Raw genomic sequence first — 19,612 nt, forward strand, 5'->3', positions numbered from 1 at the left:
GTCAGTAGTTGTAAGGCAAAAACTGAAAGTTAAGCCAGACGCGTACAGCCAAGCACGTGTTCTATTATATCAGCTTGTTTGGACAAATGTTTTCTCAGAACTAGTGCTTGATCGGCGTGGGGGACAAAATTTCAGCTATTTTTTTAATACCTATTCTAGCCGAAAACAAATTGATCAGTTCCTCTTGAAAACGACTGCTGTCTGCCGTCGGGATCAATAAAGTGACGTTAACCTGTTGACCATAATCGCTTTTAGTTATTTCAGCGTGATGCTGCTGGATAAAATATTGCAAACGATCCAAAGATGCATAATCAGCTGTAACAGCTAGCTTGTCTTGCAGCACTAACTGAAAAATCTTTGTCTGTTCAACGACTTTGGCAGCAGTTCCTGAATAAGCGCGAATCAAGCCGCCGGCACCTAATTTAATCCCGCCAAAATAACGCGTCACGGTGATTAACACATTCACTAAATTATTTTTCACAATAACATCCAAAACGGGTTTGCCGGCTGTGCCGCTGGGTTCACCGTTGTCGCTTTCCCTTTGGGTTTCTGATTTTAATCCTAATGTATAGGCGAAGACGACATGGTTGGCTTCGCGATTGTTCTGCTGTACATTTGCAATTGCATTTTTAGCTGTTTCTTCACTTTCAATCGGAAAGATTTCGGCTATAAAACGTGATTTCTTTTCGATGAGTTCAAAACTATTGTGGCTTGTGACCGTCAGCAGTTCCGTCACTGTTTCAGACCCTTTCTTTGGCTTTCCTTTAAGCGCTTATAGGTATCAAACAGTCCTTGTTCGAATTTGGAATTGCCTTTAGCTTGGAAAAACTGCTGGTTTTTGATCTTATCAGGCAGGTATTGTTGGGCCACCCAGTCATTGGGAAAATCATGCGGATAGAGGTAATCGATTTGTTCGTCTTTGGATTTGCCCCAATTACGTGTGTTTTTCAGATGAATCGGCACATCGCCAGTGCTGCTGCTTTCAATTTTTTCCATCGCCTGGTTAATCGCCATGTAAGCGGAATTTGATTTAGGCGACAAGGCCAGCTCGATAACCGCGTTTGCCAAGGGGATACGCGCTTCGGGAAGACCCAATTGCAAAGCAGCGGTAACGGCTTGAACAGCGTGTGCAGCTGCATTGGGGTTAGCCAAGCCGATATCTTCATAGGCGATAACTAGTAGGCGTCTGGCTGCGATGGCCAAGTCGCCGGCTTCTAAAATTCGGCCTAAATAATAAATGCCGGCATCAGCATCCGAACCTCGTATTGATTTTTGAAAGGCCGAAATGACATCGTAATGGGCGTCGCCGTTTTTATCACCTGACATTGATTTGCGTTGGATCGTTTCTTCGATGATTGGCAGAGTGATGTGAATTTCTTTCTTATCGCCAACGGGCTTAGTTGAAAGCACAGCTAGTTCCAAACCATTGAGCGAGCTTCGCAGATCGCCGTCTGTGGCGGTAGCCAATTGGTTTTCAGCGTCAGGATCCAATTTAACATTATAATTGCCCAGGCCTCTTTTTTTATCGGACAAAGCACGATCGACAGCCTTTTTAATATCGTCTTTAGATAGGGGCTGGACTTGGAAAATCTGGCAGCGGGAGCGGATGGCCGGCGTGACAGATAAATAAGGATTTTCTGTAGTCGCACCGATTAAAATAATTCGTCCAGATTCCAGATGGGGCAGCAGAAAATCTTGTTTCGTCTTGTCCAAACGATGAATTTCGTCCAATAAAAGCACGACCGATCCAGACATTTTGCCTTCTTCGGCCACTTCCTGCAATTCTTTTTTGCCATCTGTGGCAGCATTTAAAATTCGAAAGGAGAGATCTGTAGAACCGGCAATCGCCGAAGCGATAGAAGTCTTTCCAGCCCCAGGAGCGCCATATAGTATCATAGAAGATAGACGATGTGCCTGTACCATGCGCCAGATAATTTTACCTGGCCCGATCAAATGCTGCTGGCCGACAACTTCTTCGATTTTTTCCGGCCGCATGCGATAGGCCAATGGTTGTGTATTCATAGCTCTATTTTAGTGGAAATGGGCCATTATGAAAAATTTGCGGTCTGCTAATGTTTAATGGAAACAAACGGTTGACGGCTGAAGGCCGGGTGTTATATACTAGTTCCGTGCTTTCTTGCGCTTTTGTGCGGTTTAAAGCATTTTTTAAAGTCCAAATTAGGACACGCCTGGTACTGTGGACAGGCACTTAAAAAAGCAAGAAATACCCAGTATTATTCAATTATTTTAGGAGAAATATATGCCAACTATTAACCAATTAGTTCGCAAGCCTCGTAAGCCCAAGACATTCAAGTCTAAGGTCCCAGCTTTGAACTTTGGATATAACTCAATGTCCAAAAAGCAAACTAGAAATACTGCGCCGCAAAAGCGTGGTGTTGCGACACGTGTCGGAACCATGTCGCCAAAAAAGCCGAACTCTGCTTTGCGTAAGTACGCTCGTGTTCGTCTTTCCAACCAATATGAAGTGACAGCCTACATTCCAGGAATCGGCCACAACCTTCAGGAACACTCCGTTGTTCTGATTCGTGGCGGACGTGTTAAGGATCTTCCTGGTGTTCGTTATCATATTATTCGTGGTGCCCTTGATACTGCCGGCGTTGACGGCCGTATGAATGGACGCTCTAAATACGGCGCAAAGCGTCCAAAGAAGTAAAGGAGTAGACCAATGCCTAGAAAAGCTTATACAAAGCAACAAGAAGTGTTGCCAGATCCAATTTATAATTCAAAACTTGTTAGTCGTTTGATCAACAAGTTAATGCTTGATGGAAAGCGCGGTACGGCCTCATCGATTCTTTACAAATCTTTTGAGCGTATCCAAGCTGAGACTGGTAACGATCCAGTCGAAGTTTTCCAGCAAGCCATGGAAAATGTGATGCCTGTCTTGGAAGTTAAAGCACGCCGTGTCGGCGGTTCTAACTATCAAGTACCTATCGAAGTTCGTCCAGAAAGGCGTACGACCTTAGGACTCCGCTGGATTGTGCAGTATGCGCGTTTGCGTTCTGAGCGGACAATGGAAGAGCGTTTATCCAAAGAAATTCTAGATGCCGCCAACGGCACCGGTGCTTCAGTCAAGAAGCGCGATGACACGCATAAAATGGCCGAGGCGAACCGTGCCTTTGCCCATTATCGTTGGTAATAAAAGGAGATAATATGGCTGCTACTCGCGAATTCCCTCTAGAGAGGACCCGCAATATTGGGATCATGGCTCATATCGATGCCGGTAAGACGACAACGACCGAGCGTATCCTTTATTACACGGGTAAAATTCATAAAATTGGTGAAACCCATGATGGTGCTTCACAGATGGACTTCATGGATCAGGAAAAGGAACGTGGTATCACGATTCAATCCGCTGCCACGACTGCCATTTGGCATGGTTTCCACGAACAATGGAAGGATACGCCTTACCGTGTCAACATTATCGATACACCAGGACACGTGGACTTCACGATTGAAGTTGAACGTTCTCTGCGTGTTTTGGATGGTGCGATCGCTGTTTTGGATGGTGCGGCCGGTGTTGAACCACAGACTGAAACAGTTTGGCGGCAGGCAACGACTTATTCGGTACCGCGTCTTGTGTTTGTTAACAAAATGGACAAATTGGGTGCCGATTTTCAGATGTCTGTCGATTCCTTAAAGGAACGCCTGGATGTTAATGCCAAAGCTATTCAGTGGCCAATCGGTGCCGAAGATGATTTCGCTGGTGTGATTGATCTAATCGAGCGTCAAGCCTGGTATCCGGATGATAAATTGGGAACGGAGTGGGAGACCCGCCCAATTCCTGATGATTTGAAGGATCTAGTTGAAGAAAAGCGTGAAGAGTTAATTGAAGCGGTTGCTGATGTTGATGATGAATTGATGGAGAAGTACCTTGGTGAGGAAACAATTTCTGTTGCCGATCTGAAAGCTGCTATCCGTCGTGCCACTTTGGCTTTGAAGTTCTATCCAGTACTTGCTGGTTCTGCTTATAAAGATAAGGGTGTTCAGCTGATGCTGGATGCGGTGGTTAACTATTTGCCATCACCATTGGAAGTCCGTCCTTATACGGCGACTGATCCTGAAACGGGCAAAGAAGTCGACTTAATCGCCGATGATAAGAAGCCTTTCGCTGCTTTAGCCTTTAAGATTATGACAGACCCTTATGTCGGCCGTTTGACTTTCTTGCGTGTCTACACAGGAACTTTGAAGTCTGGTTCTTATGTGCAAAATACGACCAAAGATACGCGTGAACGTGTCGGCCGTCTGTTGCAGATGCATGCCATTACCCGTACTGAGATTGATGAGGTCTTTTCCGGTGATATTGCTGCTGCAATTGGTTTGAAGTCAACATCTACCGGAGATTCACTCACGGCTGTTGACCATCCGCTGGTTCTTGAATCAATGGACTTCCCTGACCCCGTTATCCAAATGGCTGTTGAGCCAAAGACAAAGGCTGATCAGGAAAAGATGGCTGAGGCCCTGCAGAAGCTTTCTGAAGAAGACCCTTCCTTCCATGCCGAGACTAATCCAGAGACTGGCCAAACATTGATTTCTGGTATGGGTGAACTGCACTTGGACATTATGGTTGACCGTATGCGTCGTGAGTTCAATGTTGATGTCAATGTTGGTACGCCGCAGGTTGCTTACCGTGAGGCCTTTACAAAGACTGTTCAGGCGCAAGGCAAGTACATCCGCCAGTCTGGTGGTAAAGGCCAGTATGGTGATGTTTGGATCGAATTTGGTCCTAATGACGAAGGCAAGGGCTTTGAATTTGATAATGCCATTGTCGGTGGTGTTGTTCCGCGTGAATACATTCCAGCCGTCGAACAAGGTTTGAAAGAAGCCATGCAGTCTGGTCCTTTGGCCGGCTATCCATTGGTTGATTTGAAAGCCAAGCTCTATGATGGAAGTTACCATGAAGTCGATTCTTCTGAAGCTGCCTTTAAGATTGCTGCCTCCATGTCTTTGCGTGAAGCAGCCAAGACTGCCGGTGCTGTGATTCTTGAACCGATTATGAAGGTTTCGATTGTGACACCAACTGACAATCTGGGTGACGTGATGGGCCATGTTTCAGCTCGTCGCGGCATGATTGAAGACCAGGAAACACACGGTAATTCAGTGACTGTGACTGCTAAAGTGCCTTTGGCCGAAATGTTCGGTTATACAACGACTTTGCGTTCAGCAACTCAAGGACGTGGTGTTTTCCAGATGTTCTTCGACCATTACGAAGCCGTACCTCGTAATGTGCAAGAAGATATCATTAAGAATGCTGGAAAAGAATAACTTTTTCCAAATTAAAAGCGGGATTGATTCCCGCTTTTTTCTTTGGCTGAATTCGCTTTTGAAGTAATATTGTATCGTAGATCATTTTTAGATCATCAAGGAGAAAGACCGCGTGTACAACGGAATTGTTTTAATCGATAAACCTGCCGGCATGACGAGCTTTGATGTCGTTTCAAAAATGCGGCAGGTTTTTCATCAGAAACAAGTTGGGCATACTGGGACTTTAGATCCCTCGGTCACTGGGCTGTTAGTCATTGTTTTGGGAAAAGCGACTAAATTGATCGATTTTCTTCAGCAATCCGAAAAACAATATTGTGCTGATATGATTTTGGGTATCAAGACCGATACGCAGGATCTTGATGGCCAGATTATTGAGACGCTGCCGTTAAAAAAGCCAATCAGCGAGCTGAAGCTGCAACAGACTCTGACCACTTTTCTTGGGCAAAATCTCCAGGTGCCGCCCATGTATTCAGCGATTAAAATCAATGGCAAAAGACTTTACGATCTTGCTAGAAAAGGGCAGACTGTTGAACGGGAGGCTCGGAGTATTACAATTAGCCAGCTCGACCAGATTGGCGCGTCGCATTTTGATCAAGGCGCTGGCCGGCAGTACCTGAGTTTTACGGCAACTGTTTCAAAAGGGACTTATATTCGAACGCTGGTCGAAGATATTGGTGCCAGCATGGCTGTACCGGCCGTGATGAAAAAATTGCGTCGGCTAGCTGCCGATGGTTATCGTGTTGATCAAGCTGTGCCGCTAGAAGAATTATTGAAAAATCCCCATCCGGATCAATTCATTATCCCCCTGGAAAAGTTGTTAAAACAGCTGCCAATGGTGGCAATTAAGCAGGCTGATTGGCAATTAGTCCGGCATGGTGCTTGGCTAAGGGACTTGGAAACGGATGCGCCGCTTGTTAGAATTTTTTATGATCAATCCATGCAGGCAATTTATAAAAAGGATCAGGGCCTGTACCGGCCTGAAAAAATGCTGCTTCATGAAAGTCATTAATTTACAATTTCCCAATATTTATCAATCGGACCAAGATCATCAATTTGTTTTAGCGGTGGGTTATTTTGATGGGCTGCATTTGGGCCATCAGGCTGTTATTCGGCGTGCTCAGCAAATTGCCGAGCAGAGATCTTTGAAATTGGCGGTGCTGACTTATCGGCAATCGCCTGCTAGTTTTTATCAGGACGACGCTAGTTTAAAAGCACCAATTCTGCCGTTGCCGGAAAAGTTAAAGAAGTTTGCCGAGATGCAAGTTGATACAGTTTTTCTGATTGATTATAGTTTGGCTTTCGGCCAACAACCTGCACAGACTTATGTCGATCATTACCTTGCAAAAATGGGCTTGGCAGTGCTTGTTGCTGGTTTCGATCATACATACGGGTCAGTCAAAGAAAAGGCTGATATGGCTCATTTACCTATTTATGCGAAGAAGCGCTTTGAGATAGTCTCGGTCTCCGAACAAGATGATTCTGGCGGCAAGATTTCATCTACACGTATCCGCTCTTTGATCCAATCTGGCAAAGTCAGTGATGCAAACCGGCTCTTGGGATATGATTATCGGACGATCGGGCGAGTTGTTTTAGGCAATCAAATCGGCCGGACTTTGGGTTTTCCGACCGCGAACCAGCAGTTAATTGAGCCGCAGCTGCTTCCAAAAGCGGCTGTTTATGCCGTCAGAGTGAAGATTTTGACTGGGCAGTTTGCAGGGAAAATGCTGAACGGCATGGCTTCAATCGGGCACAACGTGACTTTCGGAGACAATAATCCGATGACAGTCGAAATCAATTTATTTGATTTTTATGGCAATATCTACGATGAAACGATTGCAGTTGATTGGATTGATTATGTCCGCGACCAGGAAAAGTTCGATTCGGTCAGAGGACTAGTCAACAAACTGCACGAGGATCAATCTGTGATCAAAAAAATTCTGGCCGCTAATTCGCCAGTCTGATCAAGGGCGCAAGATCAGCTGATAGGCAAAACGCGCGTTATCCTGATAATCTTGAACGCGAATAATGCCGCGTTTTTCAAAGGCAAATTTGGCAGCTAAATGCTGCATGGCATAATTCAAGCGATGGGTATCGAAACGAACCTGATTAAATCCAAGTCGTCTGGACTCTTTAATTAATAAATCAAAGAACGTATTAGCCAGATGTTGGCCGGAGAATTGATCAGAAATGGCAATCCGATGTATTGTTGTATAATGCAAATTGTTTGCCTCCCGCCAACTGCCATCTTCGATTTCGGCATAACTGGGTTCAGCTTCTTGCATTAGGGCAGCGATACCAGCTATCTGGCTATCGACAAGCAGGACATAGGACCAATTTTTGGCAATATCATGTTTGAAAGAATCTTCATTGGGGTATCCGCCTTGCCATTGGGGAGATCCAGCAGCTTTCAAACGCGCTTTGGCTTGATTAATAATTTGCATAACTTCTGGCAGATCGGCCAGTTTTGTTAATCTGATAGATAACTTAGGCATGATTCTCGATTATAGCAAAAAAAATGTTTGACCAATCTTGACTATTTGACCAATATTGTTTATTATTTTCAGGTACGAATTGAGGTGAACTTTTGGTAGAAAAGAAGAAATCACAAGCTAAGAATCAAGAGAAATCCGCGAGCGAAGAAGAAATCGAGCGGGCCGTCAAAGGGTCTAAGGAAGAGCCTAAGACAGAGGCAGCCGCTAAAGAGGCAGGTCAGCCGGCTAAAAAAGAGGCACCAGCTGTTGACTATGAGGACAAATTTTATCGTGCAGAAGCAGAGTTGCAGAATGTTCAGCAGCGATTTAGCAAGGAACGTGCGACGATGCTGAAGTATGAAGGACAAGATTTGGCGAAAAGTATTCTGCCCGCACTTGATAATCTAGAACGCGCTTTAGCTAATGATGGTGATGACCAAGGATCTAAAGAGATCCGCCGCGGCGTTGAGCTTACCTATAAATCTTTGAGCAATGCGCTGCGTGATAACGGCATCACAGAGATTGGCAAGAGTGGTGACCAGTTCGATCCAAAACTTCACAACGCGATTCAAAAGACACCGATTGATGATCCGGAAAAACAAAAAGCCGATACGATTGCAGTTGTTTTGCAAAGGGGATATCAATTGCATGACCGGGTTTTGCGTCCGGCAATGGTTAGTGTTTATACAAAATAAGGAGGACTTAAAATGTCAAAAATTATTGGTATCGATTTAGGAACAACAAACTCAGCTGTTGCCGTCATGGAAGGCAATGAGCCGAAGATTATTACAAATCCGGATGGCGGGCGGACGACACCATCAGTTGTCGCTTTTAAAAACGGTGAAATTCAGGTCGGTGATGTTGCAAAACGTCAAGCAATCGTCAATCCTGATACGATTTCATCAATCAAGCGTCACATGGGCGAAAGCAACTATCGTGTGAAGGCCAACGGCAAAGAATACCGCCCTGAAGAAATTTCAGCCATGATTCTGCAATACATCAAAAAATATGCGGAAGATTATTTAGGAACACCCGTTAGCGATGCTGTTATCACGGTGCCTGCCTACTTTAACGATGCTCAGCGTCAGGCAACAAAAGATGCTGGAAAAATTGCTGGTTTGAATGTTCAGCGTATCATTAACGAACCAACGGCGGCTGCTTTAGCCTTCGGCCTGGATAAGCTTGATAAGGATCAAAAGATTCTTGTTTATGATTTGGGTGGTGGTACTTTCGATGTTTCCATCCTTGAATTAGGTGATGGTGTCTTTGAAGTTTTGTCAACTAATGGCGATACACACCTTGGTGGTGATGATTTCGATCAGAAAGTGATTGACTGGCTAGTTAGTGACTTCAAAAAAGAAAATGGTGTTGACCTGTCAACTGATTCGTTAGCTCTGCAGCGTTTGAAAGATGAAGCTGAAAAAGCTAAGAAGACCTTGTCTTCAGCCAATGAAGCTCAGATTCTGTTGCCATTTATTCATCAGAACTTGAACATTGATAAGACTTTGACGCGCGCACAATTCAACCAGCTGACTGCTGACTTGGTGGACCGTGCTAAGGCACCAGTCCAAAATGCCATGAAGGATGCCGGATTGAGCTTCTCTGATATTGATGAAGTGATCTTAAATGGTGGTTCGACACGTATTCCAGCTGTTCAAGAATCAGTCAAGGAATTGACTGGTAAAGAACCTAACCACTCAATCAACCCTGATGAGGCCGTTGCTTTAGGCGCTGCTGTTCAAGGTGCTGTGATTACTGGTGATGTGAAAGATGTTGTTCTGCTTGATGTCACACCTCTGTCATTAGGTATTGAAACAATGGGCGGCGTTATGACCAAGCTGATTGACCGCAACACAACGATTCCGACTTCTAAGTCGCAAGTCTTCTCAACGGCTGCTGATAATCAGCCGGCAGTTGATATTCACGTTCTGCAAGGTGAACGTCCTATGGCTGCCGATAACAAGACTTTGGGCAATTTCCAATTGTCTGATATTCCTGCCGCACCGCGTGGCATTCCACAGATTGAAGTGACATTTGATATTGACCGAAACGGTATTGTATCTGTTTCCGCTAAAGATAAAGGTACTGGCAAGAGCCAAAAGATCACGATCCAAAATCCAGGAAGCATTTCTAAAGAAGAGATCGACAAGATGGTGAAGGACGCTCAGTCCAACGAAGAAGCCGATAAGAAAAAGAAGGAAGAAGTTGATTTGCATAACGAAGTTGATCAGTTGATCTTCTCTAGTGAAAAAACTTTGACTGATGTTGGCGACAAGCTGGGCGATGCTGATAAAAAGCCGGTTCAAGACGCTTTGGACGAATTGAAGAAGGCCAAGGATTCTAACAATCTTGAGACCTTAAAAGAAAAGAAGGATGCTTTGGAAAAGGCAGCGCAAGCTTTGGCAATTAAGCTCTATCAGCAGTCTGCACCACAGTCTGGTGCAGCTGGCCAAGCTGGTCAGGCCGGACCTGATAATGGCGGCAAGTCAGGCGACGATGGCAAGACTGTCGATGGTGACTTTAAAGAAGTTAATCCTGACGACAAAAAGTAATCAAACTGCCGGGGGAATCCCGGCCTACATATTATGGATAATGAAGAATATTACAACACACTAGGAATTGATAAAAACGCGAGCCAAGATGAGATCAAGCATGCCTATCGGAAGCTTTCAAAGAAATATCATCCTGATTTAAATCACGAGCCCGGTGCCGAAGATAAATATAAGCAAGTACAAGAAGCTTATGAGACCTTAGGCAATCCGCAAAAGAAGGCTGCTTATGATCAGTACGGTAAGGCTGGCGCAAACGCTGGTGCCGGACAGAATGGTTTTGGCGGTGGTTTTCAGCAGGGTGGATTCAGCTTTAATGGCCAGGATTTTGGTGATTTTGGTGATATCTTTAGTCAAATGTTTGGCGGCGGCTTCAACCCTAACGGACCGCGCAAAGGACGTGATTTACAATATCGTGTTAATTTGACATTTGAAGAAGCTGTTTTCGGTAAAGAAACAGAAATCAAATATGTCCGTCAAGAAAAGGGCGGGAGTTCTAAAGAACATGCCGTCAAAGTCACGATTCCAGCAGGTGTTGAGACAGGCCAGCAGATGCGTTTGTCTGGTCAAGGGGAGGCTGGTGTTAACGGCGGCCCCTATGGTGATTTGTATGTGTCTTTTGTTGTTGGCAAATCAGCAGATGGCTTTCAAAGAGAAGGTGCGGATATTTATTCTGAAAAAGGCATCAGCTTTGTGCAAGCGGCTTTGGGCGATAAGATTACAGTCAAGACAGTCCGCGGCGAAGTTGAGCTGACCGTGCCGGCTGGTACGCAGACCGGAACCGAGTTCCGCTTGCGCGGTAAAGGGGCAGCTTATGTTAATAATCCCAACCGAATCGGCGACCATTATGTCAAAGTTGTTGTGCAGGTACCGAAGAGATTGAGTGAAAAGGAAAGAAAGGCCTTGCAGAACTACGCGGAAACACGTGGGGAATCCGTGACGCCGCAAAAGAAAAGAGGGCTATTCGGCTAATCGTTAGCCTTTTTTTATGAAAAAAAATCAGTACAAAGTGCAGCTTTTTTATGGGTTGCCAGTCAGTCAAAATGATCAGGGACAATTTATCTTTGCTAAAAATCGCAAAGAGATGAGTGTCTGGCGCACTGGGAAACATACTTCTGGCCGCTTTACGGAAATCGGTCAGCTTTTTTTGACTGAAAATAAATTGACGGTAGTGATTTTAAAGGCGGTTGATCTGCCTTTTAAAGATCGTCATCAATTTACACCGCTGGCACGTTTTTTGGATAAAAAAATAGACGATTCTGAATTGAATCGTCTAAAAAAATTATTTGTGTGAATCCAGCCAGCTTTCAATGTCTGACAATCTCTGCATCCGAAGACTCGGCAGTCCGTCGCGGGAAAAACCATGAAAACTTTGCGGGTAGCGAATAAACTTGGTTTCGCCGCCATGCTGTTTGACAGCTGTGTAGAATTGCTCAGATTGTTCGATTGGGCAGCGCATATCCCATTCGCCAGCCTGAATCAAGAGCGGTGTCGTGACATTTTGTGCATAGGCAAGTGGAGACCGTTTCCAATATTCAGCTAAGCCGCCTTCATCATATAGTCCTAGGCCAAGTTCGGACTCATTAAAGAACCAGCCGATATCTGAAGTACCCCACATAGAAATCCAGTTAATCACCGACCGCTGTGTCACAGCTGCTTTAAAACGCTGAGTGTGCCCGACGGCCCAGCTGGTCATAAAGCCGCCATAAGACCCGCCGGCGATGTATTGGTGATCGCGGTCTAATTCGGGAAAATGATCTAAAGCATAGTCCAGGCCAGCCAAAACATCGGTATAATCGCCTTCGCCATAGTGGCCGATCACAGCAGACTCGAATTTTTGGCCATAAGTTGTTGAACCACGCGGATTAACGAAAACAATTGCATATCCGTGGCTAGCGTGCACCTGAAATTCATGGAAGAAAGTCTCGCCATAAGCACCGTGTGGGCCGCCATGAACATAAAGCAGAACAGGGACGTTTTCTTTATCTTTTGGATCAAGTGCATGCATATACCAGCCATCATGATCCCAACCGTCTGCAGTTTGAAAAGTGAAACGGTCCACTTTGGCATAATCGTGTTCACTTTCAAACTTTAGATTGGGGTTGTAGAGCTGAAATTGGGCATTTGCTTTTAAGTCCAATTTGACGATTTCGTTGGCTTTGCTTTGTGCCGAAACTGAAAAAGCCACTTGGGCATTCGGTAAAAGGGTGAAATCGTAAATCTGGTTTAATTCATTGTAGACAATGCGAAACTGACTGCCTGACCCCGTAAATGCCTGAGAATGGCCATGATAGGCGGCTGTGAAAAAGTAATTGGCATTATCAATCCAAGCTAGTACCCGGCCTGATGATTGCTGCTCAAAATCAGCTGCTAAATGGCTGCTCAAATCAAAATCAGCTTCACGCGTCAAATTTGTGAGTTTTTGTTCGCTCACATCGTAGAGATAAAGTTCCTGTTTCGTATTATTTCTCAGATGTTCGTCATCGCCGGCCAAAAGAATTTTGTTGGCATCCGGTGAGAAACGTGCGTCAAAAAACTGGCCTTTAGCTTCATCCTTTGTAATAAAACTGCTTTTTTTACTAGCAAAGTCATAGGCATAAATACCTTCGCCGAAATCCTGTTCATCGTCCGGCAGATTTTTGGCACTGTACAAGAATTGCCGGTCATCTGATGAAATATCCAATAAACTGATCGGATACTTCCCTTGAAATAGCTCAACACTGCTTTTAGTGCTGGGATCAAAACTAAAGGTTGCATAAACGGCTTGGTCATCAATCCATCCCAAACCGTCAAAACGGCTGATTAATCGCTTCATTTGACGTGTTTTTGGAAAATCTTCTGTCTTAAATTTACTGGGGATATCGGATTTCTTAGTCTGAAAAAGCAGACGGTGTCCATCAGATAAGGCTAAAACATCGATGACATCCGTTTTTTCAAAAGTCACTTGTGTTGCAACACCGCCTTTTAAGTTAATTGTAAACAACTGATTTTTCTTGCTGCGATCATCCTTGGCGGTAAAATACAATGATTCCCCCAAAATAACCGGATTGCTATTGATTCCCTTGCCGTTTGCCCAGGTCTGTACCAAGCCTGATTCATCGACCGACTTGATTGTGCTGTTATAACTGTTCGACTTGGCATCAAGGAAATTCTCGACAAAGAAAATTTTGCCATCGCCATAAGTGAGCTGAGACGCTGATTTTAATTTAAATAAATCTTGTGATGTGATTCCTGACATACTTACTCCTCTATATTTCTTTTAATTTTAGCGGTTTATCCATGCAATCACACGAGTCATTCATTAAAATGAAGCGTAAGGAGTTGTCAACTTAAGATCGTTGCAAGAAGCCTGTTTTAACTAACTTGTTTGCAATGTCGCTGATCCAATTAGGCTATCACCTTGATAGCCATCGAAACCGGCAACTCATGATTCAATGATTGGAGCTGGATTAAATATGGACGAGGACAATATCATAAAAAAAGAAAAAAATCTTGGTATGCCTGTTACTGGGATTTTGAAGCGCAAAAGCCGGAAAGCCGCGATGGCGGCAAATAAAGCTGCCCGAGAAGCGAAGGCTAAAGCCGCTTTAAAGCTGGTCGATGAAACACCCGAAACATCGCAAAAAGTGGACCAGCCGGCTCCTTCTGTTTCAAAAAGCGTTAAACCAGCCGAAAACGATGATTTTTATCGAAACGGCCAAGCCAAATTCCAAGATGCTGATGGCCAGCGGACGTATTATTTTTCGGATGGCACAGTCAAAGCTCGCGGATCTTTTGATGGCAAAATGCAGGGTGAGTGGCAGTTTTTTAAAAACACAGGCCGTCTTTGGCAAATCGGTCATTTAAAAGATGACCTCAAAGATGGGAAATGGCTGCGCTTCTCTGATGCTGGCATTATTGAAAAGTCTCAAAATTTTAAAAACGGCGAATTACTGAAAAATTAACGCCATCATCACTCTTAACGATCGCGTGAATGATTGTTAAACTTAATATATGACTGAAATCGAGTATATGAAACTTGCCGTTGAGCAGGCCAACGAAAACATTGTTTTAAAAGAAGGTGGTCCCTTTGGTGCTGTGATTGTCCGTAATCAGGAAGTCGTTGCTGCCGCGCATAATCGCGTTCTCGTCGAAAACGATCCGACAGCGCATGCTGAGATTACGGCGATCCGCAAGGCTTGCCAATATCTGAACAGCTACGATTTATCGGAATGCGTGTTATATACCAGCTGTTATCCCTGTCCAATGTGTTTATCAGCTGCTATTTGGGCTAATATCAAGACGATTTATTATGCCAATACAGCTGAAGATGCTGGCCAGATCGGTTTTCGCGATGATTTTATTTACCATTTTATTGAGAATGGCGCTCACGATGATCAGATTGTGAAGATGAGTCAAATCGGGCGTGAACAGGCGATTGAAACTTTTAATGATTATGTCAAAGACCCCAGTCGCGAAAGTTATTGATTATCGTTGTTTTTAAAGGAATCGCAAATACATCATCATCTGCAATTCATAGGCACACCCGGAGTTGACCGATAAGGCCACGATAAGGAGCGGCAATGATTTTTTTTATTAATGCAAATATGCAAAAAAACAAATCTGGCATCGAACACGCCGAGCTGAAACGTGCTGATTTGTTTCGACATCATCAGACTGCTTTTAAAGTTCTGCTGCGTGATTGGTCGCCAACGCTCCACCAAGATCTTGCTGATAGTTCTCTAAGTGATGATGAAGTAATCAACTTATTCGATTATTTTCAAGGTACGGAGAAAGTGAACGGCCAGGTCGTTTCGCCGCGATCAGTCGACTTGGGTTGTTCTGTCGATTTTTATGAAGATGATCCGGCGAATAATCGACTGTTGGCCTTTCAAAAGGTGCCTGACATACAAGGCGGCGCTGCCAAACAGAAATTGTTGGCGCGCATCAACTATTTTGCTGATAGCAAGCCTCGGCGTGTTCGCAGCACGGAGTTATTTGATGCCTTTGGCAACTTGTATGCGGTAGATTTTTATGATACTCGTGGCTTCGTTTCCATGACGCAATGGTATTCGCCGGACAACAAGATTGCCAACGAGGCTTGGCAGACACTGGACGGGCGGCCTGTAATCGAAGCTTTTCATAAATTTAATGCCATTGGCGAACAGTCGCTGTCATCGTGGCGCCTTTGCGATCCTGACGGCAGCATTCGTATCTTTGATAATCTTGATCAGCTGTACAAACATTTTTTGGATTTGATTAATGCGGCTTATTTCAGCCCAAAAGAAGCGAATATTTTTATCTTAGACCGCAGCGATTTAGGAGACTGGGCTTTAACGGAATTAAAACAGCCGGCTTATACGGCTCTGCATCTGCATAATTCGCAGACTGTCAATCCTAATGACGAGCAGCATGCATTATTGAATAACCATTATGAATATTCGCTTTGGCAGGCTAACAGCTATGATGCCATTATTAGTGCGACTGCCAAACAAAGCCATGATATTCAAGCACGTTTTAAGCCGCAAGTTCCGTGTTTCACTATTCCGGTCGGCGTGATTCCAGACGCTCATTTCCAATCTCAGACAATCAAGATGGCTCAAAGGCAGCCGCATTCCGTCATTGCTTTAGCACGTATTGCACCTGAAAAACAGCTTGATCAGCTGGTAAAGGCCATTGCCATTGCTCAAAAACAAGTCCCTGATATCACGCTGGATCTGTACGGCTATCGTGATGCCAGCAATAATTATGAAGCTTACCGTGAAATTGTGGCTGTCATTAAAGAGAACCAGCTTGAAAAACAAGTGTATGTACATGAGTATACGACTCAAGGTAATCAAATTGAGCAGCAAGCGCAGGTGTTTGCCGTTACTTCGGCGATGGAGGGCTTTAATCTGTCGCTCATGGAAGGCTTGGCTCAAGGTGATGTCGGCCTGACTTATGATGTGAATTACGGCCCTAATGAGCTGGTTGTTGATGGCAAAAACGGCTGTATTCTGCCTTATGGCGATTACCAGGCTCTAGCAGAGAAATTAGTCTGGCTGTTTCAGAATCCCGATCAATTGCAGCGGATGTCTGATCAGGCTTATCGTTTGTCGCAGCGGTATTCAGAAAAACAGGTCTGGCAAGCTTGGTCGGCATTATTTGACGATGCCAAACGCAGCTGGCCGGCAAAACTCGCTGTCTATCGGCCAGCGGTCACGGACGGACTAGGTGAACAAGGAGAGAAAATCTAATGTTTTACTTTGTTTCTGAAAATATTTTTTCTTTCAATTCGGGTACTGAATTTTCTCAGGCCAAGCGCGTGCAGTTATTCAATGCAAAGGGCCAACAAGCTTTTTATGTTGCTCGTGATTACAATCCTTCTTTTCATCAGTCGGCCAAACAACTTGGTGTGCCTGACAACCAGCTATTGAATATGTACGACTATTTCCAAAAGGCCTTGTTGGTCAAGCACCGACAGATACCTGTCCGTTTTGCTAGAACAATTCCTAAACGGGATTATCATATTGACGGCATTGATGCGAATTATTCACTGATTAAATTTCATGGCAGGATCATCGCGCGTGCAACAATCGCGCCGTTGACAGTGGGATTGATGGGAAATATGATTTATTATGATCGTTTTGGCAACACGGTCGCGACTGATTATTGGGACTGGCGCGGCTTTAAATCCTCGACACAATATTTCCATCCTGACGGGCAGCCTGGTCCGCAGATTTTCTTTGATCCAGCAGGCCGCAAAGTCATGGAAGTTATCCGGATGAACATCAGCGGCCAATTGTTTCCCACGATGTATCGACTTTTTAATTACCATGGTCGCGATTGGCGCTTTGATTCGGAAAATGATTTATTTATTTTCTTCATGAATGAAATTTTGTCACAGCAGTCAGAATCATCTGTCATTATCAATGACCGGCCCAGCATGATTGATGCGGTAGCGCATATCCATGGTGCGATGGCCAAATTTCAGTATTTGCATGATGGCCATACTGTGGATTCCGATAATCCGCTGCGAGGTCGTTTAAGCGATGTCTTAACGCCACTGTTTACGGCTGATGCCCCGGCTTTTACGGGTGTGATTACAGCCACTGAGGCGCAAAGAAAGATTTTAGCGCGCCGTTTTCCCAAGATGGCTTTTTATTGTGCGCCGGATACTTTTGTCCCACAGCAGCTTTTGCAGACACGACCACAGTCTCTAACAGGACGCCGATTGCATCATCTGATTTATTTTGGCCGATTATCAGAAGAAAAACATCCGGAGCAGGTCATCTATGCCTTATCAGCTATTAGAAAAAAAATTCCTGATGCGAGCCTAGAATTTCGCGGTTATGCCAGTTCGTCTGATTTTTTGGCCAGCCTGAAGAAAATTGTGGCTGACAAGGACCTATCAGATGCGGTTGTCTTTGCTGATTATGCAGTCGGGCCGGTGCTCTGGCAATCCTTGGATCAAGCACAAATGGTCATTCAGACTTCGACTGGCGAGGGCTTTAGCATGTCTTTAATCGAAGCAATGGCACACGGCCTGCCAGCAGCTGCTTATCACGCGAATTTTGGACCGGATGTGATTATTCAAAACGGCGAAAATGGTTTTTTGGTCAAAAACGGCAGTTACGCTGACTTGGCTGCGGCCGTTGTTAAAGTGTTTCAGGATAATGCTTTATGGCAGCATTTGTCTGCTGGTGCCTATCAAACAGCTCATCGCTATGATGCTGATTCTGTTTGGCGAGCTTGGCAGCAAAGTGGTGTTTTGCCGGATGAACGTTAATATTAAAGTTTAATTATTCACAATCATTGCCCTTTCTAAGATTGAATCGCTTAAATGATTGCACTAACATAGAAGGCGACCACAGCAGTTGCGATCAAAAATCAAGAGTGATACGAGGAGAAATTAAATGGCATACCAAACGATTAATCCCTACACGAACGAAACGATCAAAACATACGACTTTTCAACGCCAGCCGACATTGAAAAAGCCTTAACGTTAGGGTACGGATTGTATAAAAAATGGCGTGATGGACCAGTTGATGAACGGGCTAAAATCTTACATAAAATCGCTGATTTATTCCGGCAGCATGAAGATGAGCTTGCCAAGACGGCTGTTAACGACATGGGCAAATTAATCGGCGAAGCCAAAGGGGAAGTTGAACTTTGTGCGATGATTGCTGATTATTATGCTGATCATGGTGCAGATTTGTTAAAACCGACGCCCATCACGACCCGGGCGACCGGCGAAGCACAAATAGAAAAGCATTCAACCGGCGTGATTCTGGCCGTTGAACCTTGGAATTTTCCATATTATCAAGTGATGCGTGTCTTTGCGCCAAACTTTATCGTAGGGAATCCAATGGTATTAAAGGGTCCGTCAAATACACCGGGATCCTCAGATGCTTTTGGCAAAATTGTGACTGAAGCCGGTGCACCAGAAGGCAGTTTCACGAATCTTTTTGTTAACTATGATCAGGTCGGCACCATTATTGCAGATCCCCGTGTGCAAGGCGTGGCTTTGACTGGTTCTGAGCGTGGCGGCCGGGCAGTTGCTAAAGCTGCTGGCGAGAATTTGAAGAAAAACACGATGGAACTTGGCGGCATGGATGCCTTTATCGTTTTGGATGACGCTGATATTGATCAAGTTGCTGATATTGCATGGCGGGCTCGCCTTTATAATGCTGGCCAGGTCTGCACATCGTCAAAACGCTTTATCGTGGCTGATAATTTGTACGATCAGTTCCTGACAACGCTCAAGGCACATTTTGCTGCTGTTACGCCTGGTGATCCAATGGATCCTAAGACAACTTTTGCCCCCATGAATTCTAAGCGGGCCAAAGACAAGCTCCAAGATCAGATTGACCGTGCTGTCAAGGCTGGTGCCAAGGTTTATTACGGTAATGAAAAAGTTGATCTTCCCGGTCAATTTATCCAGCCGACTATCTTGACTGATATCAGTAAAGACAACCCGGCTTATTCTGAAGAAATGTTTGGCCCTGTCGCACAGGTTTACAAAGTTTCCAGCGAACAAGAGGCTGTTGATTTGGCCAATGACTCAGACTTTGGTCTTGGTGGGATTATCTTCTCTGGCGATCCTGACCGTGGTGCACGAGTCGCTTCAAAAGTGGAAACGGGCATGATGTTTGTGAACAACTTTATGACTTCGTTGCCTGAACAGCCGTTTGGCGGCGTGAAAAAATCTGGATACGGCCGCGAGTTAAGCCAGTTAGGCATGATGGCCTTTGTTAATGAAGAGCTGATTGTTAAGGCACAAAAACCAGATTTGAGTAATCCCGCTGGCGGTCTAGCGGTCGTTTGAGTATAAAAAAACGGGTGACTGC

Annotated in this window: 18 protein-coding genes; 14 read left to right on the forward strand and 4 right to left on the reverse strand. The window is 44.7% G+C overall.

What is annotated here, in order from left to right:
• Positions 1-100: 100 nt before the first annotated feature.
• Positions 101-736, reverse strand: coding sequence for a YigZ family protein (locus OKIT_RS05485; protein ID WP_007746008.1), 636 nt, complete (start codon positions 734-736; stop codon positions 101-103).
• Positions 733-2,022, reverse strand: coding sequence for a replication-associated recombination protein A (locus tag OKIT_RS05490; RefSeq protein ID WP_007746009.1), 1,290 nt, complete (start codon positions 2,020-2,022; stop codon positions 733-735). The genes OKIT_RS05485 and OKIT_RS05490 overlap by 4 nt, the downstream gene beginning before the upstream one ends.
• 238 nt (positions 2,023-2,260) lie before the next feature.
• Here OKIT_RS05490 and rpsL point away from each other — a divergent pair, with 238 nt between their 5' ends.
• From rpsL to ribF, 5 genes are all read left to right on the forward strand, one after another.
• Positions 2,261-2,674 carry a 30S ribosomal protein S12 gene (gene rpsL / locus OKIT_RS05495; RefSeq protein ID WP_007746010.1) on the forward strand — a complete coding sequence of 138 codons (414 nt, stop codon included), beginning with the start codon at positions 2,261-2,263 and terminating at the stop codon, positions 2,672-2,674.
• 12 nt (positions 2,675-2,686) lie between these two features.
• Positions 2,687-3,157, forward strand: coding sequence for a 30S ribosomal protein S7 (gene rpsG, locus OKIT_RS05500; protein WP_007746011.1), 471 nt, complete (start codon positions 2,687-2,689; stop codon positions 3,155-3,157).
• Positions 3,158-3,171: 14 nt separating this feature from the next.
• Positions 3,172-5,283 carry an elongation factor G gene (gene fusA / locus OKIT_RS05505; protein ID WP_007746012.1) on the forward strand — a complete coding sequence of 704 codons (2,112 nt, stop codon included), beginning with the start codon at positions 3,172-3,174 and terminating at the stop codon, positions 5,281-5,283.
• 112 nt (positions 5,284-5,395) lie between these two features.
• The gene (truB, locus tag OKIT_RS05510; protein WP_007746014.1) at positions 5,396-6,292 is read left to right on the forward strand and encodes a tRNA pseudouridine(55) synthase TruB; all 897 of its coding nucleotides are present in this window, start codon (positions 5,396-5,398) and stop codon (positions 6,290-6,292) included.
• Positions 6,279-7,244 carry a riboflavin biosynthesis protein RibF gene (gene ribF / locus OKIT_RS05515; RefSeq protein WP_007746016.1) on the forward strand — a complete coding sequence of 322 codons (966 nt, stop codon included), beginning with the start codon at positions 6,279-6,281 and terminating at the stop codon, positions 7,242-7,244. The genes truB and ribF overlap by 14 nt, the downstream gene beginning before the upstream one ends.
• Here the strand turns inward: ribF and OKIT_RS05520 are convergent, their stop codons facing one another.
• Complete coding sequence (locus tag OKIT_RS05520) at positions 7,245-7,775, reverse strand: GNAT family N-acetyltransferase (protein WP_007746021.1); 531 nt, start codon at positions 7,773-7,775, stop codon at positions 7,245-7,247.
• 92 nt (positions 7,776-7,867) lie between these two features.
• Between OKIT_RS05520 and grpE the strand changes: the two genes are divergently transcribed.
• The 4 genes from grpE to OKIT_RS05540 are packed head-to-tail and all read left to right on the forward strand — an operon-like array spanning position 7,868 to position 11,597.
• On the forward strand, positions 7,868-8,449 hold the full coding sequence (gene grpE, locus OKIT_RS05525) for a nucleotide exchange factor GrpE (RefSeq protein WP_007746022.1): 582 nt from the start codon (positions 7,868-7,870) through the stop codon (positions 8,447-8,449).
• A 12-nt stretch (positions 8,450-8,461) separates the two neighbouring features.
• Positions 8,462-10,306: a molecular chaperone DnaK gene (gene dnaK, locus OKIT_RS05530; RefSeq protein WP_007746026.1), complete on the forward strand. Its 1,845-nt coding sequence runs from the start codon at positions 8,462-8,464 to the stop codon at positions 10,304-10,306.
• Between the two features lie 33 nt (positions 10,307-10,339).
• Positions 10,340-11,275, forward strand: a complete 936-nt coding sequence (locus OKIT_RS05535; protein ID WP_007746030.1) for a DnaJ C-terminal domain-containing protein — start codon at positions 10,340-10,342, stop codon at positions 11,273-11,275.
• Positions 11,276-11,291: 16 nt separating this feature from the next.
• Positions 11,292-11,597 carry a DUF7671 family protein gene (locus OKIT_RS05540; protein WP_007746031.1) on the forward strand — a complete coding sequence of 102 codons (306 nt, stop codon included), beginning with the start codon at positions 11,292-11,294 and terminating at the stop codon, positions 11,595-11,597.
• Here the strand turns inward: OKIT_RS05540 and OKIT_RS05545 are convergent.
• Positions 11,586-13,541 carry an alpha/beta hydrolase family protein gene (locus OKIT_RS05545; protein ID WP_007746032.1) on the reverse strand — a complete coding sequence of 652 codons (1,956 nt, stop codon included), beginning with the start codon at positions 13,539-13,541 and terminating at the stop codon, positions 11,586-11,588. The genes OKIT_RS05540 and OKIT_RS05545 overlap by 12 nt on opposite strands.
• 217 nt (positions 13,542-13,758) lie before the next feature.
• Here OKIT_RS05545 and OKIT_RS05550 point away from each other — a divergent pair, with 217 nt between their 5' ends.
• From OKIT_RS05550 to OKIT_RS05570, 5 genes are all read left to right on the forward strand, one after another.
• Entirely contained in the window at positions 13,759-14,247 is a 489-nt protein-coding gene (locus OKIT_RS05550) for a toxin-antitoxin system YwqK family antitoxin (RefSeq protein WP_007746033.1), read from the forward strand.
• Positions 14,248-14,314: 67 nt separating this feature from the next.
• Complete coding sequence (locus OKIT_RS05555) at positions 14,315-14,770, forward strand: nucleoside deaminase (RefSeq protein ID WP_028291761.1); 456 nt, start codon at positions 14,315-14,317, stop codon at positions 14,768-14,770.
• A 95-nt stretch (positions 14,771-14,865) separates the two neighbouring features.
• Positions 14,866-16,518: a glycosyltransferase family 4 protein gene (locus OKIT_RS05560; RefSeq protein ID WP_007746035.1), complete on the forward strand. Its 1,653-nt coding sequence runs from the start codon at positions 14,866-14,868 to the stop codon at positions 16,516-16,518.
• Positions 16,518-18,050 (forward strand): glycosyltransferase, encoded by a 1,533-nt coding sequence (locus tag OKIT_RS05565; protein ID WP_007746036.1) that lies wholly within the window; start codon positions 16,518-16,520, stop codon positions 18,048-18,050. The genes OKIT_RS05560 and OKIT_RS05565 overlap by 1 nt, the downstream gene beginning before the upstream one ends.
• 127 nt (positions 18,051-18,177) lie before the next feature.
• Positions 18,178-19,590: an NAD-dependent succinate-semialdehyde dehydrogenase gene (locus tag OKIT_RS05570; RefSeq protein WP_007746037.1), complete on the forward strand. Its 1,413-nt coding sequence runs from the start codon at positions 18,178-18,180 to the stop codon at positions 19,588-19,590.
• Positions 19,591-19,612: the final 22 nt, after the last annotated feature.

Origin of the sequence: Oenococcus kitaharae DSM 17330 (assembly GCF_000241055.1) — a bacterium.
GTDB lineage: Bacteria > Bacillota > Bacilli > Lactobacillales > Lactobacillaceae > Oenococcus > Oenococcus kitaharae.

Coding starts and splice junctions, on each gene's coding strand:
- OKIT_RS05490 (WP_007746009.1), bottom strand. CDS start 2,022: ATGAATACACAACCATTGGCCTATCGCATGCGGCCGGAAAAAATCGAA.
- rpsL (WP_007746010.1), top strand. CDS start 2,261: ATGCCAACTATTAACCAATTAGTTCGCAAGCCTCGTAAGCCCAAGACA.
- rpsG (WP_007746011.1), top strand. CDS start 2,687: ATGCCTAGAAAAGCTTATACAAAGCAACAAGAAGTGTTGCCAGATCCA.
- fusA (WP_007746012.1), top strand. CDS start 3,172: ATGGCTGCTACTCGCGAATTCCCTCTAGAGAGGACCCGCAATATTGGG.
- ribF (WP_007746016.1), top strand. CDS start 6,279: ATGAAAGTCATTAATTTACAATTTCCCAATATTTATCAATCGGACCAA.
- OKIT_RS05520 (WP_007746021.1), bottom strand. CDS start 7,775: ATGCCTAAGTTATCTATCAGATTAACAAAACTGGCCGATCTGCCAGAA.
- dnaK (WP_007746026.1), top strand. CDS start 8,462: ATGTCAAAAATTATTGGTATCGATTTAGGAACAACAAACTCAGCTGTT.
- OKIT_RS05535 (WP_007746030.1), top strand. CDS start 10,340: ATGGATAATGAAGAATATTACAACACACTAGGAATTGATAAAAACGCG.
- OKIT_RS05540 (WP_007746031.1), top strand. CDS start 11,292: ATGAAAAAAAATCAGTACAAAGTGCAGCTTTTTTATGGGTTGCCAGTC.
- OKIT_RS05545 (WP_007746032.1), bottom strand. CDS start 13,541: ATGTCAGGAATCACATCACAAGATTTATTTAAATTAAAATCAGCGTCT.
- OKIT_RS05550 (WP_007746033.1), top strand. CDS start 13,759: ATGGACGAGGACAATATCATAAAAAAAGAAAAAAATCTTGGTATGCCT.
- OKIT_RS05555 (WP_028291761.1), top strand. CDS start 14,315: ATGAAACTTGCCGTTGAGCAGGCCAACGAAAACATTGTTTTAAAAGAA.
- OKIT_RS05560 (WP_007746035.1), top strand. CDS start 14,866: ATGATTTTTTTTATTAATGCAAATATGCAAAAAAACAAATCTGGCATC.
- OKIT_RS05565 (WP_007746036.1), top strand. CDS start 16,518: ATGTTTTACTTTGTTTCTGAAAATATTTTTTCTTTCAATTCGGGTACT.
- OKIT_RS05570 (WP_007746037.1), top strand. CDS start 18,178: ATGGCATACCAAACGATTAATCCCTACACGAACGAAACGATCAAAACA.